Source organism: Methylobacterium sp. E-066, from assembly GCF_022829635.1.
Classification (GTDB): domain Bacteria; phylum Pseudomonadota; class Alphaproteobacteria; order Rhizobiales; family Beijerinckiaceae; genus Methylobacterium.
Genome location: NZ_JAKSYO010000163.1, coordinates 1 through 18,346 on the forward strand (window position 1 = coordinate 1; position 18,346 = coordinate 18,346).

General features: G+C 69.5%; 17 protein-coding genes. 13 read left to right on the top strand and 4 right to left on the bottom strand.

Annotation, left to right across the window (positions count from 1 at the left end; all coding sequences use genetic code 11):
* From MKL20_RS21920 to MKL20_RS21930, 3 genes are all read left to right on the top strand, one after another.
* On the top strand, nt 1–428 hold a 428-nt coding region (locus MKL20_RS21920; RefSeq protein ID WP_409568181.1), incomplete at its 5' end, for an efflux RND transporter periplasmic adaptor subunit.
* 22 nt (nt 429–450) lie between these two features.
* Nucleotides 451–3,516 (top strand): efflux RND transporter permease subunit, encoded by a 3,066-nt coding sequence (locus MKL20_RS21925; protein WP_244038437.1) that lies wholly within the window; start codon nt 451–453, stop codon nt 3,514–3,516.
* A 178-nt stretch (nt 3,517–3,694) separates the two neighbouring features.
* Nucleotides 3,695–3,916 (top strand): hypothetical protein, encoded by a 222-nt coding sequence (locus MKL20_RS21930; protein ID WP_058194421.1) that lies wholly within the window; start codon nt 3,695–3,697, stop codon nt 3,914–3,916.
* A 20-nt stretch (nt 3,917–3,936) separates the two neighbouring features.
* On the opposite strand, the gene MKL20_RS21935 is transcribed toward MKL20_RS21930, so the two are convergent.
* Complete coding sequence (locus tag MKL20_RS21935; protein ID WP_244038438.1) at nt 3,937–4,314, bottom strand: 4a-hydroxytetrahydrobiopterin dehydratase; 378 nt, start codon at nt 4,312–4,314, stop codon at nt 3,937–3,939.
* Nucleotides 4,315–4,511: 197 nt separating this feature from the next.
* Here MKL20_RS21935 and MKL20_RS21940 point away from each other — a divergent pair, with 197 nt between their 5' ends.
* Genes MKL20_RS21940 through MKL20_RS21950 form a run of 3 tightly spaced genes read left to right on the top strand, consistent with a single transcriptional unit; the run spans nt 4,512 to nt 6,999 of the window.
* Nucleotides 4,512–5,495 (top strand): ABC transporter substrate-binding protein, encoded by a 984-nt coding sequence (locus MKL20_RS21940; protein WP_243972647.1) that lies wholly within the window; start codon nt 4,512–4,514, stop codon nt 5,493–5,495.
* A gap of 51 nt (nt 5,496–5,546) precedes the next feature.
* Nucleotides 5,547–6,284 (top strand): ABC transporter permease, encoded by a 738-nt coding sequence (locus tag MKL20_RS21945; RefSeq protein ID WP_244038439.1) that lies wholly within the window; start codon nt 5,547–5,549, stop codon nt 6,282–6,284.
* Complete coding sequence (locus MKL20_RS21950; RefSeq protein ID WP_244038440.1) at nt 6,265–6,999, top strand: ABC transporter ATP-binding protein; 735 nt, start codon at nt 6,265–6,267, stop codon at nt 6,997–6,999. The genes MKL20_RS21945 and MKL20_RS21950 overlap by 20 nt, the downstream gene beginning before the upstream one ends.
* Nucleotides 7,000–7,041: 42 nt before the next feature.
* Here MKL20_RS21950 and MKL20_RS21955 read toward each other — a convergent pair whose 3' ends face one another.
* Both MKL20_RS21955 and MKL20_RS21960 read right to left on the bottom strand, forming a co-directional pair.
* Nucleotides 7,042–8,967, bottom strand: coding sequence for a hypothetical protein (locus MKL20_RS21955; RefSeq protein ID WP_244038441.1), 1,926 nt, complete (start codon nt 8,965–8,967; stop codon nt 7,042–7,044).
* 152 nt (nt 8,968–9,119) lie between these two features.
* Nucleotides 9,120–9,446, bottom strand: a complete 327-nt coding sequence (locus tag MKL20_RS21960; RefSeq protein ID WP_243972640.1) for a HesB/IscA family protein — start codon at nt 9,444–9,446, stop codon at nt 9,120–9,122.
* A gap of 145 nt (nt 9,447–9,591) precedes the next feature.
* Between MKL20_RS21960 and MKL20_RS21965 the strand changes: the two genes are divergently transcribed.
* Nucleotides 9,592–10,848 carry a deoxyguanosinetriphosphate triphosphohydrolase gene (locus tag MKL20_RS21965; protein WP_244038442.1) on the top strand — a complete coding sequence of 419 codons (1,257 nt, stop codon included), beginning with the start codon at nt 9,592–9,594 and terminating at the stop codon, nt 10,846–10,848.
* A gap of 25 nt (nt 10,849–10,873) precedes the next feature.
* On the opposite strand, the gene MKL20_RS21970 is transcribed toward MKL20_RS21965, so the two are convergent.
* Entirely contained in the window at nt 10,874–11,293 is a 420-nt protein-coding gene (locus MKL20_RS21970; protein ID WP_244038443.1) for a hypothetical protein, read from the bottom strand.
* Nucleotides 11,294–11,585: 292 nt separating this feature from the next.
* Between MKL20_RS21970 and argS the strand changes: the two genes are divergently transcribed.
* The 6 genes from argS to tatC all read left to right on the top strand — a co-directional run bounded on the left by argS (nt 11,586) and on the right by tatC (nt 18,053).
* Entirely contained in the window at nt 11,586–13,337 is a 1,752-nt protein-coding gene (gene argS, locus MKL20_RS21975) for an arginine--tRNA ligase (protein ID WP_244038444.1), read from the top strand.
* Between the two features lie 49 nt (nt 13,338–13,386).
* On the top strand, nt 13,387–14,739 hold the full coding sequence (locus MKL20_RS21980; RefSeq protein ID WP_244038445.1) for an SPOR domain-containing protein: 1,353 nt from the start codon (nt 13,387–13,389) through the stop codon (nt 14,737–14,739).
* Nucleotides 14,740–15,148: 409 nt separating this feature from the next.
* The gene (nagZ, locus tag MKL20_RS21985) at nt 15,149–16,156 is read left to right on the top strand and encodes a beta-N-acetylhexosaminidase (protein WP_244038446.1); all 1,008 of its coding nucleotides are present in this window, start codon (nt 15,149–15,151) and stop codon (nt 16,154–16,156) included.
* 145 nt (nt 16,157–16,301) lie between these two features.
* Nucleotides 16,302–16,574 carry a twin-arginine translocase TatA/TatE family subunit gene (locus tag MKL20_RS21990; RefSeq protein ID WP_244038447.1) on the top strand — a complete coding sequence of 91 codons (273 nt, stop codon included), beginning with the start codon at nt 16,302–16,304 and terminating at the stop codon, nt 16,572–16,574.
* A gap of 88 nt (nt 16,575–16,662) precedes the next feature.
* Nucleotides 16,663–17,256, top strand: a complete 594-nt coding sequence (gene tatB / locus MKL20_RS21995; protein ID WP_244038448.1) for a Sec-independent protein translocase protein TatB — start codon at nt 16,663–16,665, stop codon at nt 17,254–17,256.
* Nucleotides 17,253–18,053, top strand: coding sequence for a twin-arginine translocase subunit TatC (gene tatC, locus MKL20_RS22000; protein ID WP_243972628.1), 801 nt, complete (start codon nt 17,253–17,255; stop codon nt 18,051–18,053). The genes tatB and tatC overlap by 4 nt, the downstream gene beginning before the upstream one ends.
* The last annotated feature ends 293 nt before the right edge of the window (nt 18,054–18,346 follow it).

Consider the following 18,346-nt stretch of genomic DNA (forward strand, 5'->3'; position numbering starts at 1 on the left):
GCGTGTTCACCGTGTTGCTCCAGAGCGCGCCGGAGCTAACGGCCAAGGGCCGCGTCCGGGAGATCGCGCCGCTCGCCGAGGCCGGGACGCGCTCCCGACGCATCCGCATCACCCTGGAAGATCCCGGCCCGGCCTTCCGCCTCGGCGCGACCATCGACGTGTCGCTCATGCGCAAGGTCCCGCGCCGCTTCCTCCTGCCGGACTCCGCGCTGCTTCGAGACGGCGAGCGCCGCTCGGTCTGGATCGTCGCCGCGGACGGCAAGGCGGTGACGCGCCGCGACGTGACGCCGGCCTCCACCACGGAAGCGGTCGAGGGCGGGCGCGTCGCCATCAGCGACGGTCTTGAACCGGGCGAGCGGATCGTGGTCGCGGGCGTCCACACCCTGCGCGAAGGCCAGGCCGTGCGCCTGACCGACGACGCCCGTTGAGCCGGTCGGACGAGGGCTTCCCGTGAAGGATTTCAATCTCTCCGACTGGGCGCTCGGGCATCGCTCGTTCGTCTGGTTCCTGATGGCGGTCGCGCTGGTTGCCGGCGTGATGGCCTATAGCCGCCTCGGCCGCGAGGAGGATCCGCCGTTCACGATCAAGACCGTGGTCGTGCAGACGACCTGGCCGGGCGCCACGATCAAGGACACGATCGATCAGGTCACCGACCGGATCGAGAAGGAGCTGCAGCAGCTCAACGGCCTGGATTACGTCCGCAGCTACACGACGCCGGGCTCCTCGACGGTGTTCGTGCAGTTCCGCGATACCCTGAAGAAGTCCGACGTGCAGCCGGCCTTCTACCAGGTCCGCAAGCGGCTGGGTGACATCAAGGGCCAGTTCCCGGACGGCGTGCAGGGCCCGTTCTTCAACGACGAGTTCGGCGACGTCTACGGCAACATCTACGCCTTCACCGCCGACGGCCTGACCTACCGGCAGCTGCGCGACTACGTCGAGGGCGTGCGCACCGAGGTCCTGCGGGTGCCCGACATCGGCAAGACCCAGCTGATCGGCACCCAGGCGGAGACGATCTACCTCGACTTCTCGACCCGCAAGCTTGCCGGCTACGGCATCGACTTCCAGGCGCTGATCAAGGCCCTGCAGGCCCAGAACGCGGTCTCGGCCTCGGGCGTGGTGCAGGCTGGGCCGGAGCGCGTCTCCCTGCGGGTCAGCGGCTCCTTCACCTCGGAAGCCTCGCTTCAGGACGTGAACCTGCGCGTCAACGACCGCTTCTTCCGGCTGGCCGACATCGCCGACATCAGTCGCGGCAACGAGGATCCGCCCGCCCCGATGTTCCGGGTCAACGGCGAGCCGGCCATCGGCCTCGCCATCGCCATGCGGCCCGGCGCCAACCTGCTGCATTTCGGCGAGGCCCTGAAGGCGCAGATGCGGCGGATCGAGGCGACGCTGCCGGTGGGCGTGGGCGTTCACCTGATCTCGGATCAGCCCAAGCAGGTCGAGCACGCGGTCGGCGGCTTCACCGAGGCGCTGGTCGAGGCGGTGGTGATCGTGCTCGCCGTCAGCTTCGTGAGCCTCGGCGTCCGGGCCGGGCTGGTGGTCTCGGTCTCGATTCCCCTCGTGCTCGCGATCGTCTTCGTCGTGATGCAAATGATGGACGTGACGCTGCAGCGCATCTCGCTCGGCGCCCTGATCATCGCGCTGGGCCTTCTGGTCGACGACGCCATGATCACGGTCGAGATGATGGTCGCCCGGCTGGAACAGGGCGATACGCTGCGCAAGGCCGCGACCTTCGCCTACACGTCGACGGCGTTCCCGATGCTGACCGGTACCCTGGTGACGGTGGCGGGCTTCCTGCCGATCGGCTTCAACGGCTCGGGGGCGGGCGAGTACACCTACTCGCTGTTCGTGGTCCTGGCCGCCGCTCTGCTGGTCTCCTGGGTGGTGGCGGTGCTGTTCGCCCCGCTGATCGGCGTCACGCTGCTGCCGAAGACCGTCAAGCATCACGCCGAGAAGCGCGGGTTCCTGACCCGGCTGTTCCTGGCGGTGCTCAAGCTCGCCATGGCGTGGCGCTGGACCACGGTCGTGCTCTGCCTCGCCCTGATGGCTACGGCGATCGTCGGGATGAGCCACGTCCAGCAGCAATTCTTCCCGTCCTCGGACCGCTCCGAAGTGCTGGTCGACCTGACGCTGCCGCAGAACGCCACCATCGCCGAGACCAAGGCGCAGATGGACCGGTTCGAGGCGAAGCTGAAGGACGATCCGGACGTGACGAGCTGGTCATCCTATGTCGGCCAGGGCGCGGTGCGCTTCTATCTGCCCCTCGACCAGCAGCTCTCCAACGCCTTCTACGGGCAGATCGTCGTCGTCACGAAATCCCTGGAGATCCGGGATCAGGTCATGGCTCGCCTCCAGGCGATCGGAAAGCGCGACTTCGTCGGCACCGACGTGCTGGTGCAGCCGCTGAGCCTCGGGCCGCCGGTGGGCCGACCGGTCCAGTACCGGCTGAGCGGGGCGAACATGGAGACCGTCCGCCGCCTCGCCCTCGACCTAGCCAACGTGGTCGCCACCGACCGCCGCCTCGACGTGCCGACCTTCGACTGGAACGAGCCCGGCAAGGTGCTGCGGGTCGAGATTCTTCAGGACAAGGCGCGCCAGCTCGGCGTGACCAGCCAGGACATCGCCGGCATCCTCAACGGTATCGAGGGCGGCCAGGCGATCACGCAGGTGCGGGACTCGATCTACCTCGTGAACGTCGTCGGGCGGGCGCGGGCCGCCGAACGCTCGTCGCTCGACACCCTGCAATCCCTGCAGGTCGGCCTCGCCAACGGCTCCGTGGTGCCGCTGCTGTCCTTCGCGCGGATCGGCTACGACCTCGAGCAGCCGATCGTCTGGCGCCGGAACCGGCTCGCGACCGTGACGGTGCGCGCCACGATCCGCGACACCACCCAGCCGGCCACCATCGTGACGGCCCTTCAGCCCGGCATCGACGCCTTCGCGAAGGCGCTGCCCGAGGGCTACACGCTGGAGACCGGCGGCGCCGTCGAGGAATCGGCCAAGGGCCAGGGCCCGATCGCCGCGGTGGTCCCGGTGATGCTGCTCACCATGGCGCTGCTGCTGATGGTTCAGCTCCAGAGCGTCGGCCGGATGCTGCTGGTCTTCACAGTGGCGCCCCTCGGGCTGATCGGCGTCGTCCCGGCCCTGCTGCTGTTCGACAAGCCGATGGGCTTCGTGGCGATCCTCGGCATCCTGGCTCTGATCGGCATCATCATCCGCAACGCCGTGATCCTGGTGAGCCAGATCGAGGAGTTCCGGGCCGAGGGGATGGCGCCCTGGGATGCGGTCTACGAGGCGACCCACCACCGGATGCGGCCGATCCTGCTCACCGCCGCCGCGGCGAGCCTCGGCCTGATCCCGATCGCCCGCGAGGTGTTCTGGGGGCCCATGGCCTTCGCGATGATCGGCGGTATTTTGGCGGCTACATTCCTGACGCTGCTGTTCCTGCCCGCCCTCTATGTCGGCTGCTACCGGATCCGGCTTGAGAGCCGTGACCCGGTTCCGGCGCAGGGCGCCTGAGCGAACAGCCACACCGATCGCAGCGTGGCGCCACGCTGCGATGAGCGGTCGGCCCGCCCCTCCGCCCCCTCAGGGCGGGCCGACCGTGAATCATCCCGGCGCGCAGGTCGCGCCGCGGTCGGAAACTCTGGACCTTCTCCGCGCGTAAGCGGGGCGTGATCCGAGGAATACCGCCCGCATGAACGCCTTCATCGCCGTCGTCCTGGTCTGCGCCAACGGTCTCGCCCAGGAGGCCTGCACCGATGCCGAGGCGCTGGAGGTGCGCAAGGTCCGCGTCGCCAACGAACTTGGCTGCGCCACAGGCTGGCAGGAGATCATCGCCCGCACCGAGCGGCGGGAGGAGATCGGCAAGTCCGCCTACCTCAAGACCGAGTGCCGCCGGGTGAAGGAGCCGCAGTGACCGGGCGGCTCCGGGCGCCGCTACTTGTCGTACTTGATGTAGGCGAAGCGCGGATCGGACGGCGTGCCGTCGAGACCCTGTCCCTCCAGGGCAGGCTGCCAGGACACGACCTCCTCGATCTTCTTGGCGAGGGCAAAATCCTTGTCGGTGATGCCCTTGGCCGCGTGGTTCATCAGCCGCACCTCGACCCAGGCATAGGACGCGGTGATGTCGGGATGGTGCCAGGCGGCCTCGGCGAGATGGCCGACCGTGTTGATCACCATGAGCGTGCCCTTCCAGCCCGCCGTCTTGTAGGTGCGGCGGATCCAGCCCTCCTCCAGCCGCCATTGCGGCAGTTCGGCCTTCAGCCGTGCCTCCACCGCCGCCTCGTCCAGAACGCCCTCGCGTTGTTCGCTCATTTGCCTCGTCCTTCTCGTAGCGGCGTCGGGAAAATAGGGTGCCCGCGGCACTGGCAGCGCGCAAGCGGGCAGGGGAATTCGCCGCGGTGGACGGCGTGCCGCGCGAGCCCTATGACCTTTTTCCAATGGCGTCAGGACAAGTCCACGCCCAAGTCTGCGATCTCCGAAGACCGCGCAATACGATGGGAGAAGGCGTGATGCTGTCACGGCGCGCAATGCTCGCCGGCGGCCTGCTCGGCGGCCTCGGCCTGCGGGCAGCGCGGGCGGACGTGCCGGTGATCCGCCTCGGAAGCCTGCCCTTCGGCACCTCGACCTGGGAGGCGGCGGTGATCAAGGCCCGCGGCCTCGATACCGCCAACGGCTTCCAGCTCGACGCGGTCAAGCTCGCCGGCAACGACGCGGCGCGGATCAGCTTCATCGGCGGGCAGGTCGATACGATCATCGGAGACCTGCTCTGGGCAGCGCGGCTGGGCAACGACGGCCAGGCAGTGCGCTTCATCCCGTACTCGACCTCGGAAGGCGCCGTGATGGTGCCGGCCGACAGCCCGATCAAGAGCCTGAAGGATCTAGACGGCAAGCGCTTCGGCGTCGCCGGCGGCCCGCTCGACAAGAACTGGCTGCTCCTGCGGGCCCAGGCCAAGGACGCCGCCGGCATCGACCTGGAGCACGCCACCGAGATCGCCTACGGCGCGCCGCCGCTGATCACCCTGAAGCTGGAGCAGGGCGCCCTCGACGCGGCGCTGACCTACTGGACCTATTGCGCACGGCTTGAGGCCAAGGGCTTCCGCCGGCTGGTCGGCGCCGAGGACATCATGCACGCGCTGGGCGTCGCCGGCGACGTCTCCCTGATCGGCTACCTGTTCCAGGACGTGACCGTGAAGGAGAAGCCCGAGGCGGTGGCCGGTTTCGCGCGGGCGTCCCGGGCCGCCAAGGAGATGCTGGCGGCCGATCCCAGCACCTGGGAGATCGTGCGCCCGCTGATGGCGGCCGAGAACGACGCGACCTTCGAGGCGCTCAAGCGCGACTTCCTCTCCGGCATCCCGCGCCGCCCGGTGGCGGCGGAGCGCACCGATGCCGAGACGCTCTACGCCGTGATGTCCCGCCTCGGCGGCCCCCGCCTCGTCGGCAAGGGCGCCGGGCTGCCGCCGGACCTGTACTACGACAGCGGCCGCAATGGTTGAGCGGCCCGTCAGGCTGCCTCCAGTGTCGTGGCTCCGGATCGCCGGGACCGCATGGGCGCGCTGACCCGTATCGCGTCCCTCGCCGTGCTCATCGCCGCCTGGCAATTCGCCGCGCTGGAGGCCGGGTCGCGCCTGCTGCCGGCCCCGATGGCGGTTTTGCGCTTCATCATCCAGGAGGCCGAGCGCGGCGACCTCACGCACAATGTCGGGATCACGCTGCTGCGGGTGGCGATCTCCTTCGCGGTGGCGATGGTGCTGGGCATCCTGCTGGGCGTCGCCCTCGGGCGCTCGAAGGCCGCCGACCTGACCCTCGACACGCCGCTCCTCGTCCTGCTCAACACCCCGGCCCTCGTCATCACCGTGCTGGCCTATGTCTGGGTCGGGCTGACCGAGACAGCCGCGATCCTGGCGGTGGTGCTCAACAAGCTGCCGAACGTCGCGGTGATCGTGCGCGAGGGCGCGCGCAACCTCGATCCCGGCCTCGACGAGATGGCTCGGGCCTACCGGTTCGACCGGCGCACCTGGGCGCTGGACGTGCTGGTGCCACAGCTTCAGCCCTACGTGGTCACGGCGGCCCGTTCTGGCCTGTCGCTCGCCTGGAAGATCGTACTGGTGGTCGAGCTGCTCGGACGCCCCGACGGGGTCGGCTTCGCGATCAACTACTACTTCGTCCAGAGCACCGACGTGGCCGCAATCATCGGATACAGCCTCGTGTTCATGGCCGTGATGATCGGCATCGACGTTCTCCTCCTGCAGCGGCTCGAAGCCCATGTCCGCCGCTGGCGCTGAACCCGTCCTCCAGGTCGCGATCGCCGCGAAGGTCTATCGGTCCAAGCGCACCGAGCCGGTGGAGGCGGTCCGCAACCTGGCCTTCGGGGTTGGAGCCGGCGAGATCGTCTGCCTGATCGGGCCGTCGGGCGCGGGAAAGACCACGACCTTGCGCATCCTGCTGGGCCTCGACCCCGATTTCGAGGGCCGCGTTTCCGGAGCCGATCAGGCCGGCATGGTGTTTCAAGAGCCGCGGCTGCTGCCCTGGCGGAGCGTCGAGCACAATGTCCGGCTGGGGCTGCCGCGGGCCCGGCGCGGACGCGACCTCGGCACCCTGTTCACGCGGCTCGGCCTCACGCCCTGGCGCGGCAGCTACCCGAAGGCCCTGTCGCTCGGGATGCAGCGGCGGGTGGCCCTCGCCCGGGCGCTCGCCGACGACCCGCGCGTGCTGGTGCTCGACGAGCCGTTCGTGTCCCTGGACGATGCCGCCGCCGCCGAGCTGCGCGGGCTGGTGGTCGACACGGTCGATTCTGCCGGGATGAGCGTCCTGATGGTGACCCACAACGTTGCCGAGGCGATCGGCATCGCCGATCGGCTGCTGCTGGTCTCGAAGCGGCCCGCGACCCTCATGGCGGATGTGCCCCTCGACCGCCCGCGCGGGCAGCGCGACCGCACCTGGGCCGAGGCGACCCGGGCCGCGCTGGCGGCGCAGCATCCCGGGATCATCGCGGAATAGCCGGCGCCCCCTGAAAGGCAGCAGGCGGCTCTTTTCGAGGGCTCAGTTCGCCTTGGCGTCCACGTCGAGCCGCTCGAGAAGCGCCGCCGGCGAGCGGGCCGCGCCGATATCGATGAAGCCGATGCCGGCGGGCTCCTTGGACTTGGCGTGCAGCACGAGCTTGCCGGGCTTCATCACGAACTGCCCCATCGCTGCACCGATGCCCTTGGCGGCTGCGGTGTTGCCCAGAATGACCGGGACGCCGAGCAGGCTGGCGGTGACGTACTCCTTGCGCAGCTCGTCCGGCTTGAGGCTCAGATCCTTCGACTGGGCGGTGAGGAAACGCTCGAACAGCCCGGCATTCTCGACCGTCAGATCGAGTGTCTTCGCGCTGCCCGTGAACATCAGCATCGTGGTGGCCGGCAGGGTTCCGTTGAACAATTCCGGGCCGAAGCCGCCCAGCGTGCCGGCCAGCCGGATCGTGCCGATGTCGCGGCCCGAAACGGTGACTTCCCGCAGCGTCAGGTCGCGCGCCTTCCCGTCCAGAGCTGCGTCGGCCACGAGATCGAGGTCGAGATCGCGGTAGCCGTAGGCCGGCAGCGCACCGACGATGGGAGCATCGGCCACGAGATCCGCCGGCAGGCTCAGGCCGGAGAGAGTGAGGCGGCTTGCACTCGGCAAGCCGTCCTGCGGTGGCCCGAACGACAAGGCGGCCTCGCGCAGGGCGACCCGACGGGTGGGCGCCGGCGTGATCGTGACCGCGAGCGGGTCGCCGGGCTTCGCCTCCGGCGCCTTGGCATCAACGGGCTTGGCCGGGGCCGCCTTGCCCGGCGCGGGCCCGCGGGCCGCGGGGCGCGGATCCTGCGGCGGGGGCTTCGGAAGCTCGGCGTCGGGCGGCAGGTCGATGCTCAGGTCGGCCAGGGTCAGGCCGCCCAAGGCCGGCGTCAGGCGGCGCATCTCGGCGTCGCTGAAGCCGGGCCGGGTCTCGGGTTCGGCGGCGAAACTGCGCAGGGCCGCGATCGTCGGGGCCAGCGAGACGTTCGTCAGCGCCAAGCGCCCGAGATGCGCGCGCAGGCTGCCGCGCGACAGGGTTATGTTCTCCAGGACGGTGCCGGAGTCCGGGCCGGCGGCGGCGTAGGTCGCCCGTCCGATCTCGAACAGGACCGGCCCCTGCGGATCGGCGTTGCTGACGCTCAGACCCTGCATGTCGAGGCTGCCGAGGGCAGTCGCCTCGATCAGGTCGCCGGCCGCCGCCGCGAAGGTCCGCCGGTCGTGGGGCGGCTGGAAGCCCGCGGCCACGATCTCGAAGGCGCCGTTCCAGCCATCTGGAATCTGCCGTCCGCCGAGGTCGCGGCCGTCGAGGCGCGCGATCTTCACGGTGGTGCCGCGCACATCGGAATAGGTCACGTCCGCGACCTGGATCGTGCCGTAGACTTTTTGCACCGGCCCCTTGCCGTCGCCCGGGACGGTGTAGAGCCGGCTCAGCGCGGTGAGGTCCAGATCGGTCGCCCGGATCTGGCCGTAGGTGCCGTTGCCGCGGTTCGGGCCGGCCGCAGCGCTCATCGTCGCGCCCGCAGCGGTCAGCTCCCGGACGCGGCCGGATTTCACGTCCCGGGCGACCACGTCGCGATAGGTCACGGTCTGGCGGTCGTCGCCGGGGCCTGCATGTTCGGACGTCAGAACCGGGATGGTCAGGCTGCCGGCGTCGAGGCGCGCCAACCGCGCCTCCCAGGGTTCGGAGGAATCCGACTTCAGGATCGCCGCCAGTTCGTCCTTGGAGAGGCGCGTGCCGCTCGCCGTCAGCTTCGGCGCCCGGAGCAGCGTGCCGCCCAGCGGCAGCATGACGTCCGTGACCGTCACGTCCTGGACCGCGGCGGCGCCTTCCTGGGCTGCCAGCGGGGCGGGCAACCCCATCCCGGCGAGACAGGCGAAGGCGCAGGTCGCGGCCAAAGCCGACCGGAGGCGGGATCGGGCCTTCGGATGGATCATGGGATGGTCCGGATCACGGCTCAGGCGGGGTCACCGCATGGGTGCCGCGTTTTACCGGTCGAAGCAATTGAACATGCGACGCAGGGGCCCTGAGCCGACTCCAGTGTCGTAGACGCGCAACGGCCCCGGGGAAGCGGGACCGCCGCGGCCGATCAGAGTGAGAACGAGGTGCCGCAGCCGCAGGAGGCGGTCGCCAGCGGGTTCTCGATCTTGAAGGATTGGCCGATCAGGTCGTTGACGAAGTCGATGGTCGAGCCGGACATGTATTCCAGCGAGACCGGATCGACGATCACGGTGGCGCCGTCGCGCTCGATCGCAAAGTCCTGGTCTTCCCGGGACCGGGCGATGTCGAACGCGTAGGAAAATCCGGAGCAGCCGCCGCCATTGACGCTGATGCGCAGCGACGAGCCCGGGGGCTCCGCGCCCATGATCTCGTTGATGCGCTTGGCGGCGCGGGGGGTCAGGGTGATCTCAGCCATTGTAGCTCTGGCCACGCAAGTGTCCGGTGGATGGCGTCGCCCGGCCGTTGCCGAGCCCGCCTCGGCCCACAAGATATGGGTTCGAGGCCCGCGCCGCAACGCGCCGGGCGGGGAGGGGTCATGATCAGGCTGCGCGAGATCGAGAATGGACGCCGTGCGTCCCAACGGTGAGCGCTGGCGGGCGGCCTACGCCACCGATCCGGCCCGGACCCGCGGACGGCTGATCGCCGAAGCATCCTCGCCGACGCGCAGCGATTTCCAGCGCGACCGGGACCGGATCATCCATTCGACGGCGTTTCGCCGCCTGAAGCACAAGACGCAGGTCTTCGTGCATCACGAGGGCGACCATTACCGCACGCGCCTGACCCACACCCTGGAGGTCAGCCAGATCGCCCGGGCGCTCGCCCGCGCCCTGGGGCTCGACGAAGACCTGGCGGAGGCGTTGGCGCTGAGCCACGACCTCGGCCATACCTGCTTCGGGCATACCGGCGAGGATGCCCTCGACGCCTGCATGGCGGCCCATGGCGGGTTCGACCACAACGCCCAGGCCCTGCGGATCGTCACCCGGCTTGAACGGCGCTACGCCGGATTCGACGGCCTCAACCTCGCCTGGGAAACCCTGGAGGGGCTGGTCAAGCATAACGGCCCACTGCTCGACCGGGATGGGCAGCCGACCGCGCGCTACGTCGAGCGCGGCATCCCGGCCGCGATCCTCGAATATGATGCCCTGAACCCGCTGGACCTGTGGAGCCAGGCCGGCCCGGAGGCGCAGGCGGCGTCGCTCGCCGACGACATCGCCTACGCGGCTCACGATCTCGACGACGGCCTGCGCGCCGGCCTGTTCGACATTCCGGAACTCCGCGCGGTCCCGTTCCTGGCCGATCTGCTCGACGAGATCGACCGGCTGCATCCGGGCCTCGAACCGTCCCGGGTGATCCATGAACTCGCCCGGCGGGTGATCACCCGGTTCGTGGAGGACGTGATCCGCGAAGGCGGCCGCCGCATCGCCGCGCTAGATCCGAAGAGCGTTGAGGAGATCCGTCACGCGGCTGAACCGGTCATCGTGTTCTCGCCGGCAATCGTGGAGGCTGATGCGGAGATCATGCGCTTCCTCTGGGCGCGGATGTACCGGCACCCGGGGGTGGTCGCCGTGCGCAAGAAGGCGGACGCGATCGTCAACGACCTGTTCGCAGCCTTCACGGCCGCGCCGTCGCAGATGCCGGAGGAATGGAGCGCCGGGCTGGCGGACGCCTCGGAGGGCCGCATCGCCCGGCGGGTCGCCGACTACATCGCCGGCATGACTGACACCTACGCGGTGCTGGCCCATCGCAAGCTCTACGCGACCACGCCCGATCTCTACTGGGAATTGCCGAGCCGGGGCCTTCCCCTCACCGAACCCTGAGGTCCGGCGAGGGGTTTTTTCGCAATCAGCAGCCGCAACCGCAGGTGAAGCTGCCGTAGCAGCCGGATCCGTATCCGCCGTACCCGCCGCCATAAGCGGCCGGGTAGGCGTAATCGTAGCCGCCGTAGGCGGCGGGATAGCCATAGCCGTAACCGCCCCCGCCATAGCCGTATCCGCCGGAGAGGCTGCCGGCCGCGAGACCGAGGCCCAGGCCGATTCCGGCGCCGGCCAGCCCGTAGCCGAGGCCGCGGCCGTAGCCGCCGCGGTATCCGTAGCCGCGACCATATCCGTAGCCGCGGCCGTAACCCCCGCGCCCGGCGAAGCCACCATGATAGCCGCCGTAACCGCCGTGGAAGCCGCCACCCCGGAAGCCGCGTGCCTCGGCAGCCGGCGTCGCCAGAACCACCGCGCAGAGCGCCGCGCCCACCATCATCAAGGTCTTCATGAAGATCTCCGAGATCGAGAATTTTGCGATCGCAGCGATCACATAGACTCGCGCGGGCCAAGACAAGATGCTCTGCTAGGCTTCGGTAGTCATCGCGTGGGGATAAACTGCCCTCATTCGATCGAATGCGGATTCGTTTTTCGGCGCGGTTAATGCCGGCTTGCGGCGCTTGACGGCCCGCCACCGCTGCCGCGCCGTGACACCCTCCCGCCCCCTTGCTAGACGGCTCCGAGCGGGCGCAGGCCGAGACGGCCGGGCGGCAGCATCCCCCGCACGAGCGAGACCGAGACCGATGAACATCTTCGCCCTGTTCGAGGCGCGCGTGCGCGAGGCCGTGGAGGCCCTGACCCGCGCCGGCCAGCTGCCGGAGGGCCTCGACCTCGGCCGCGTCGTCGTCGAGCCGCCGCGTGACACCGCGCACGGTGACCTCGCAACCAACGCTGCGCTGGTCCTGGCGAAGGAAGCGCGCACCAACCCGAAGGCGCTCGGCGAGGCGCTGGCCGCCGAGCTGCGCGCCGATCCGCGGATCCTCGAGGCCAGCGTCGCCGGCCCGGGCTTCATCAACCTGCGCCTGGCCCCGGGAATCTTCCACGACGTGATCCGCAGCGCGCTCGCGGAACCGGAGCGGTTCGGCCGCGCGCAGCTGCAGGGCGGCCCGATCAACGTCGAGTACGTCTCGGCCAATCCGACCGGGCCGATGCATGTCGGGCATGGCCGCGGCGCGGTGTTCGGCGACGCCCTGTGCAATCTCCTGGTCGCAGCCGGGCGGCAGGTGACGCGCGAATATTACATCAACGACGCCGGCGCCCAGGTCGATGTCCTGGCCCGCTCCGCCTACCAGCGCTACCGCGAGGCCCTGGGCGAGCCCTTCGCGATCGCGGAGGGTCTCTATCCGGGCGACTACCTCAAGCCCGTCGGCGCCAAGCTCACAGAGAGCCACGGCCGCACACTCCTCGACCAGCCGGAGGCCGAATGGCTGCCGGTGGTCCGCGAAGTCGCGCTCGGCATGATGATGGACATGATCCGGTCCGATCTCGAGGCGATCGGCATCCGGCATGACGTGTTCTTCTCCGAGCGGACGCTTCTTCAGAGCGGTGCCGTGAAGGCACTCCTCCAGGAACTGCGCGAGAAGGGCCTCGTCTACGAGGGCCGCCTGCCGCCGCCCAAGGGCCAGCTGCCCGAGGATTGGGAGGACCGCGAGCAGACGCTGTTCCGCACCAAGGATTTCGGGGACGACACCGACCGGCCGCTGCTCAAGTCGGATGGCTCCTACACCTACTTCGCCTCGGACATCGCCTATCACCGCGCGAAGTATCTGGCGGGAGCCACCGAACTGATCGACGTGCTCGGCGCCGACCATGGCGGCTACGTCAAGCGCATGCAGGCGGCTGTGAAGGCTGTCAGCGACGGCCAGGCTGTCCTGGACGTGAAGCTCTGCCAGCTGGTGCGGCTGTTGCGCGCGGGCGAGCCCGTGAAGATGTCGAAGCGGGCCGGCGAGTTCGTGACCCTGCGCGACGTGATCGACGAGGTCGGCCGCGACGCGATCCGGTTCATGATGCTCTATCGGAAGAACGACGCGACGCTCGATTTCGACCTCGCCAAGGTGGTCGAGCAGTCGAAGGACAACCCAGTCTTCTACGTCCAGTATGCCCATGCCCGCGTCCGCTCGGTGCAGCGGCAGGCGCGCGAGGCGTTCCCCGGGGCGGACCTGTCCGCCACGGCGCTGCTGCGCGAGGCCGATTTCGGCCTTCTGAGCGATCCGGGTGAGATCGAGGTGATGCGGCTGATCGCCCAATATCCCCGCGTGCTGGAATCGGCGGCGCTGGCGCACGAGCCGCATCGAATCGCGTTCCACCTCTATGAAACGGCGGCCGGGCTTCATACTTTATGGAACAAGGGCAAAGACTTGCCGCAATTACGGTTTGTTAATGCAACCGACCGAAAGTCGACCTGGGCGCGGCTGGCGCTCGTCGAGGCTCTTCGGAGTACCCTCGCGGCCGGCCTCGCAGTGCTCGGTGTGACCGCGCCGGACGAGATGCGATAGGCTCGATGACCATCGGGCCGGTGACCGGCCGTGATGTGAGGATGCTGCCATGACGAACGCTTCGCGCGCTCAGGTCGATCTGGACGCCCTCGCGCGCGATCTGCGTCAGGAGCAGGCGCGTGGCGCCGCGGGCGGCGCCAAGCCCGACCCGCTGGCCGAGTTGGCGCGGATCGTCGGGCAGGACGACCCGTTCCGGGCGCTGCTGGCGGTACGGGACGAGATGCGCGGCGTCGCCACCGCGCAGCCGCAGGCCGCCTGGGATGGCCGGGTCGAGCCGAGCTTCGCCCCGGAGCCGGCCAAGCCGAACCCCGCCGACGCCTTCGACCAATACCTCGCCTCGGTGGAGCGCGACACGCACGAGGAGCCGGCGCCCTACGGCGCGGAGGCTCAGGATCCGGCAGCCGCCGAGTACGAGGACGGCCGCTCGCTGCGTCGGGTGAACCCGCGCCGGCGCCTCGCCTCCGTGGGGGCCGGCATCGCGATCGTCGCCGTCGCCGTCACCGGCGCGCTCACCTACAAGGGCCTGCATGGGACGGACAGCGGCGGCGGCGTGCCCGTCGTCCAGGCTGATTCCACGCCCCTCAAGGTCGCCCCGAAGGTCGCCGACGGCGTCGAGATCCCGGACCAGAACCGGCAGATCTACGACAACAACAAGGGCAAGGCCAAGGACGGCCAGATCAAGATCGTCAACCGCGAGGAACAGCCGATCGACGTGGCCGAGGCGGCCCGCGCCGCGCAGGGCACCGGCCCCGCCGGCGGGGCGCAGAGCGGCACCACGCCGGGCAACGGCCCGTTCGAGGCGTTCGGCGAGCCGCGCCGGGTCCGCACCGTGGCGGTGAAGCCGGAGGCCCCGCCCGCGCCGGTCCAGCGCGAGGCGCAGGCTGAGGCCGGTCCCGCCCCGATCCCCACCATGGTCCTGCCCACCGACGAGCCGCCGCAGCAGCCGAAGGCCCGGCCCGGCCGTCAGGCCGCCGCGGCGCTGCCACCGCCCGCGCCGGAGCCGGTCCAGGCCCCCCCGTCGGCCACACCGGTCGAGGCCGCCCCGGTGAAGCCCGTCGCCGTGAAGCCGCCGCCGAAAGCCGCCCAGCGGGTTGCCTCCGTGACGACGCCCGCCCCGGACGCGCCGGAGGCCGTCGATGACACCGTGAAGACCGGTTCGGTCGGCGGGTTCTCGGTCCAGCTCGGGGTGCGCGGCAGCGCCGCCGAGGCGAAGGCCGCGCTCAAGCAGATGCAGGCCAAGTACAGCGAGCTCGCCGGCAAGCCCGAGCTGATCCGGCAGGCGGAGGTCAACGGCAAGACGATCTTCCGCGTCCGCGTCGGGCCGCTGGCCAAGAATGAAGCCGCGAGCCTGTGCACAGCCCTGCAGGGCGAGGGCGGCCAGTGCTTCGTCGCGAAGAACTGAGGCAGCGGTAGTCAGGCAACCGTGGCGCCCCTTCCCGAGCGGGCTACTGGAATCGAAGTTGTCCGGATGAGGCTCGGGTCCCCTCTCCCGTGCGGGAGAGGGACAGGGTGAGGGGCGAGACTTTTCCGGAGAAACCTGATCCCTCACCCCAACCCTCTCCCGCACGGGAGAGGGGGCGCGTCGCGGCCTCCGCCAGGCGCCGTGAGAACATCGCACCGAGCGGGGAGGGGGAGGACTTGAACGGAAGACGCGAGTCCCGCCCGCCACACCCCGTCCCTCTTTATGGCTCAGATGGGCCAGGCACGCGGTTTCGCCTTGCCGGCTCCCATTTCCCGCCCGACTCTGCCGGCACCGATTCGCCGGACCTGCCGTTTCCTCGCCGCACCCGCGTGGCCACCGAGAAATCCGAATGACCGCCCGTGCCCTGATCCTCGGCTGCGCCGGCAAGACGCTCTCCGCCGAGGAGGCCGCCTTCTTCCGGGACGTGCGGCCCTGGGGCTTCATCCTGTTCAAGCGCAACATCGGCACGCCGGACGAGGTGCGTGTGCTCACCGCGTCGCTGCGCGATTGCCTGGGCTCCGACGCCGCGCCGATCCTGATCGACCAGGAGGGCGGCCGTGTTCAGCGGATGGGGCCGCCGCACTGGCCGGCCTATCCGGCGGGCGGTCGCTACGGCCGGCTGAACGGCAGCGCCACCGCGATCGCCCGGCTCGGTGCCCGCCTGATGGCGCACGATCTGGCCGAGGTCGGCATCAACGTCGATTGCGCCCCCGTCCTCGACGTGCCGGCACCCGGATCGCACGACATCATCGGCGACCGGGCCTACGGCTCGAACCCGGATTCGGTGGCCGAGATCGGCCGCGCCGTGGCCGAGGGCCTGATCGCTGGCGGTGTCCTGCCGGTGATGAAGCATGTCCCCGGCCACGGCCGCGCCGCCTGCGACAGCCATCACGGCCTGCCGGTGGTCGAGGCGACCCGCGAGGCCCTGTCCGCCCAGGATTTCCGGCCGTTCCGGGCGCTGGCCGACCTGCCGATGGCGATGAGCGCGCATGTCGTCTTCACCGCGATCGACCCGGATCGCCCGGCCACCCAGTCGTCCGCCGTCATCCGCGACGTGATCCGCGGCGCCATCGGCTTCGAAGGCCTGTTGATGACCGACGACCTGTCCATGCACGCGCTCACCGGCACGTTCCGCGACCGGACGCAGGCCGCCTTCGCGGCGGGCATCGATATCGGGCTGCATTGCAACGGCGCGATGGATGAAATGCGCGCCGTCGCCGAAGCCGCCCCGGCTCTGGCGGGTGAGGCCGCCCGGCGGGCCGCCGCCGCGCTGGCGCGTCTCGACCGCGCCGATGACGGGATCGACGTGCCCGAGGCCCGCGCCCGGTTCGCCGCGGCGCTCGCCACCGCGGCCTGATCCGCGGCCTTCCACCGCCCCTGCACCCGCCTCTGCTTGTGTTCAGGCGGTGCGATCCCTAGGTTCGCCCGGAAATCTTCAACCGGTCGTAGCGTCACGCTCCCACAGGTGGGCGCAGGCAGGTGGACGCACGCAGGAGGTTGCCATGGGCAGCATGAGTATCTGGCACTGGGTCATCGTTGCCGTCATCGTCATGCTGCTGTTCGGACGCGGCAAGGTCTCCGACCTGATGGGCGACGTCGCCAAAGGCATCAAGGCGTTCAAGAAGGGCATGGCTGAGGACGAGACCCCTCCGGCGAGCCAGCCGGTCGCGCCGCCGAGCGAGCCAGTCCGCACCATCCCGCACACCGCCGAGACCAGCCCCGGAACCGCGGTTCCCGCGAGTCATCTGCCGGGCGGCGAACGCAAGCCGATCTGAGAGACTGGCAGGGCGCGCGCTGTGGTGTAGAGCCTGACGGGGGTTCGGACTCGGGTCCGGCTCCCAGGGCAGCAGGACCGTCGACGACATGCTGGACATGAGTTGGGGCGAGGTGATGCTGATCGGCGGCGTCGCCCTCATCGTCATCGGGCCGAAGGATCTCCCGAAGGCGCTGCGCACCGTCGGGCAGATCACCACGAAGCTGCGCCGCATGGCCGGCGAGTTTCAGATGCAGTTCAACGAGGCGATCCGCGAGGCCGAACTCGACGAGGTTCGCAAAGAGGTCGACGGTATCCGCAACACCGTCCGCTCGACGAGCACCGGCTTCAACCCGGTCCAGACGATCCGGGACGAGTTGAAGGGTGCCGTCGAGGGCCGGGTCGCCGCCCGGCAGGGATCCGAGGCCCTCGGCCCCGAGAAGCCGGCGCCGGACACGCGTTCGCTCGCCGACGCCACCGCGCAGCTCAAGGCCGAGCAGGACGCCGCCGCGCCACCGAGCACCGAGGATGCGCCAGCGGTCGCTGAGCCGGCCGCGCACGCCGATCCGCTCCAGCACGCCGCCCCGCCCGAAGCACCGCTACCGATCCCGGGCTCGGTGGACGATCCCTACGGGCCCCCGCCCGAGCCGCCTGCGACGCACGACACCCCCATGGACCCGAAGAACGGCGCCACTGCCCGATGATCAGCGACGCCGACGAGGCCGAGATCGAAGCGTCCCGGGCGCCGCTGCTCGAACACCTGATCGAATTGCGGTCGCGGCTGATCAAGTCGCTGATCGCCTTCGTGGCGATGTTCTTCTGCTGCTTCTTCTTCTCGCGCGACATCTACAACATCCTGGTCTACCCCTACGTCTCGATCGTGGGCGTGCAGAATGCCGAGCTGATCGCGACGCATTTCCTCGAGCAGGTCTTCACCAACATCAAGCTCAGCGTGTTCGGCGCCGCGTTCCTGGCCTTCCCGGTGATCGCCACGCAGATCTATGCCTTCGTGGCGCCGGGCCTCTACCGCAACGAGCGCAAGGCGTTCCTGCCCTACCTGGTGGCCACGCCGATTTTTTTCGTCCTTGGCGCGCTGGTGGTGTTCTTCCTGGCGATGCCGCTCTTGATAAAATTCTCGGTGTCGCTGCAGCAGGTCGGCGTCGATGGCGAGCCGACGATCAAGCTGTTGCCCAAGGTCGACGAGTATCTCTCGCTGATCATGACGCTGATCTTCGCCTTCGGCATCGCATTCCAGCTGCCGGTGATCCTGACCCTTCTCGGCCAGATCGGCATCATCGACGCCGCCTTCCTGCGCGAGAAGCGCCGCTACGCGATCGTGCTGGTCTTCGTCGTCGCGGCTGTGCTGACGCCGCCGGACGTCATCTCGCAGCTCTCGCTCGCCTTACCGATGCTGATTCTCTACGAGGCCTCGGTGTTCTCCGTGGCCCGGGTGGAGAAGCTGCGCGCGGCGCGACGAGCGGCGGAAGGGTTGGATCCGTAAGGATCTCGCCTTCGGCAACGATTGTCGAGGCGAGACGTGCTTCCTCGAATTTCGGGCTGAAAACACGCAGTCGTTTGCCGGCGACGCCACAATAGCGAGAATGATCACCTTGTCATTCCGGGGCGCCGCAGGCGAGCCCGGAATCCAGATCCGCCGACGGTGCAAGTGCTTGAGCTGTCGGCAGTTATGGATCCCGGGCTCCGCTTCGCGGCCCCGGGATGACAATGTGGATGCTCGAGCGCCTGCGAAACTCTCGAGGTCCCAAGCGTATGGCGTGCTTTCTTGACGCCCGA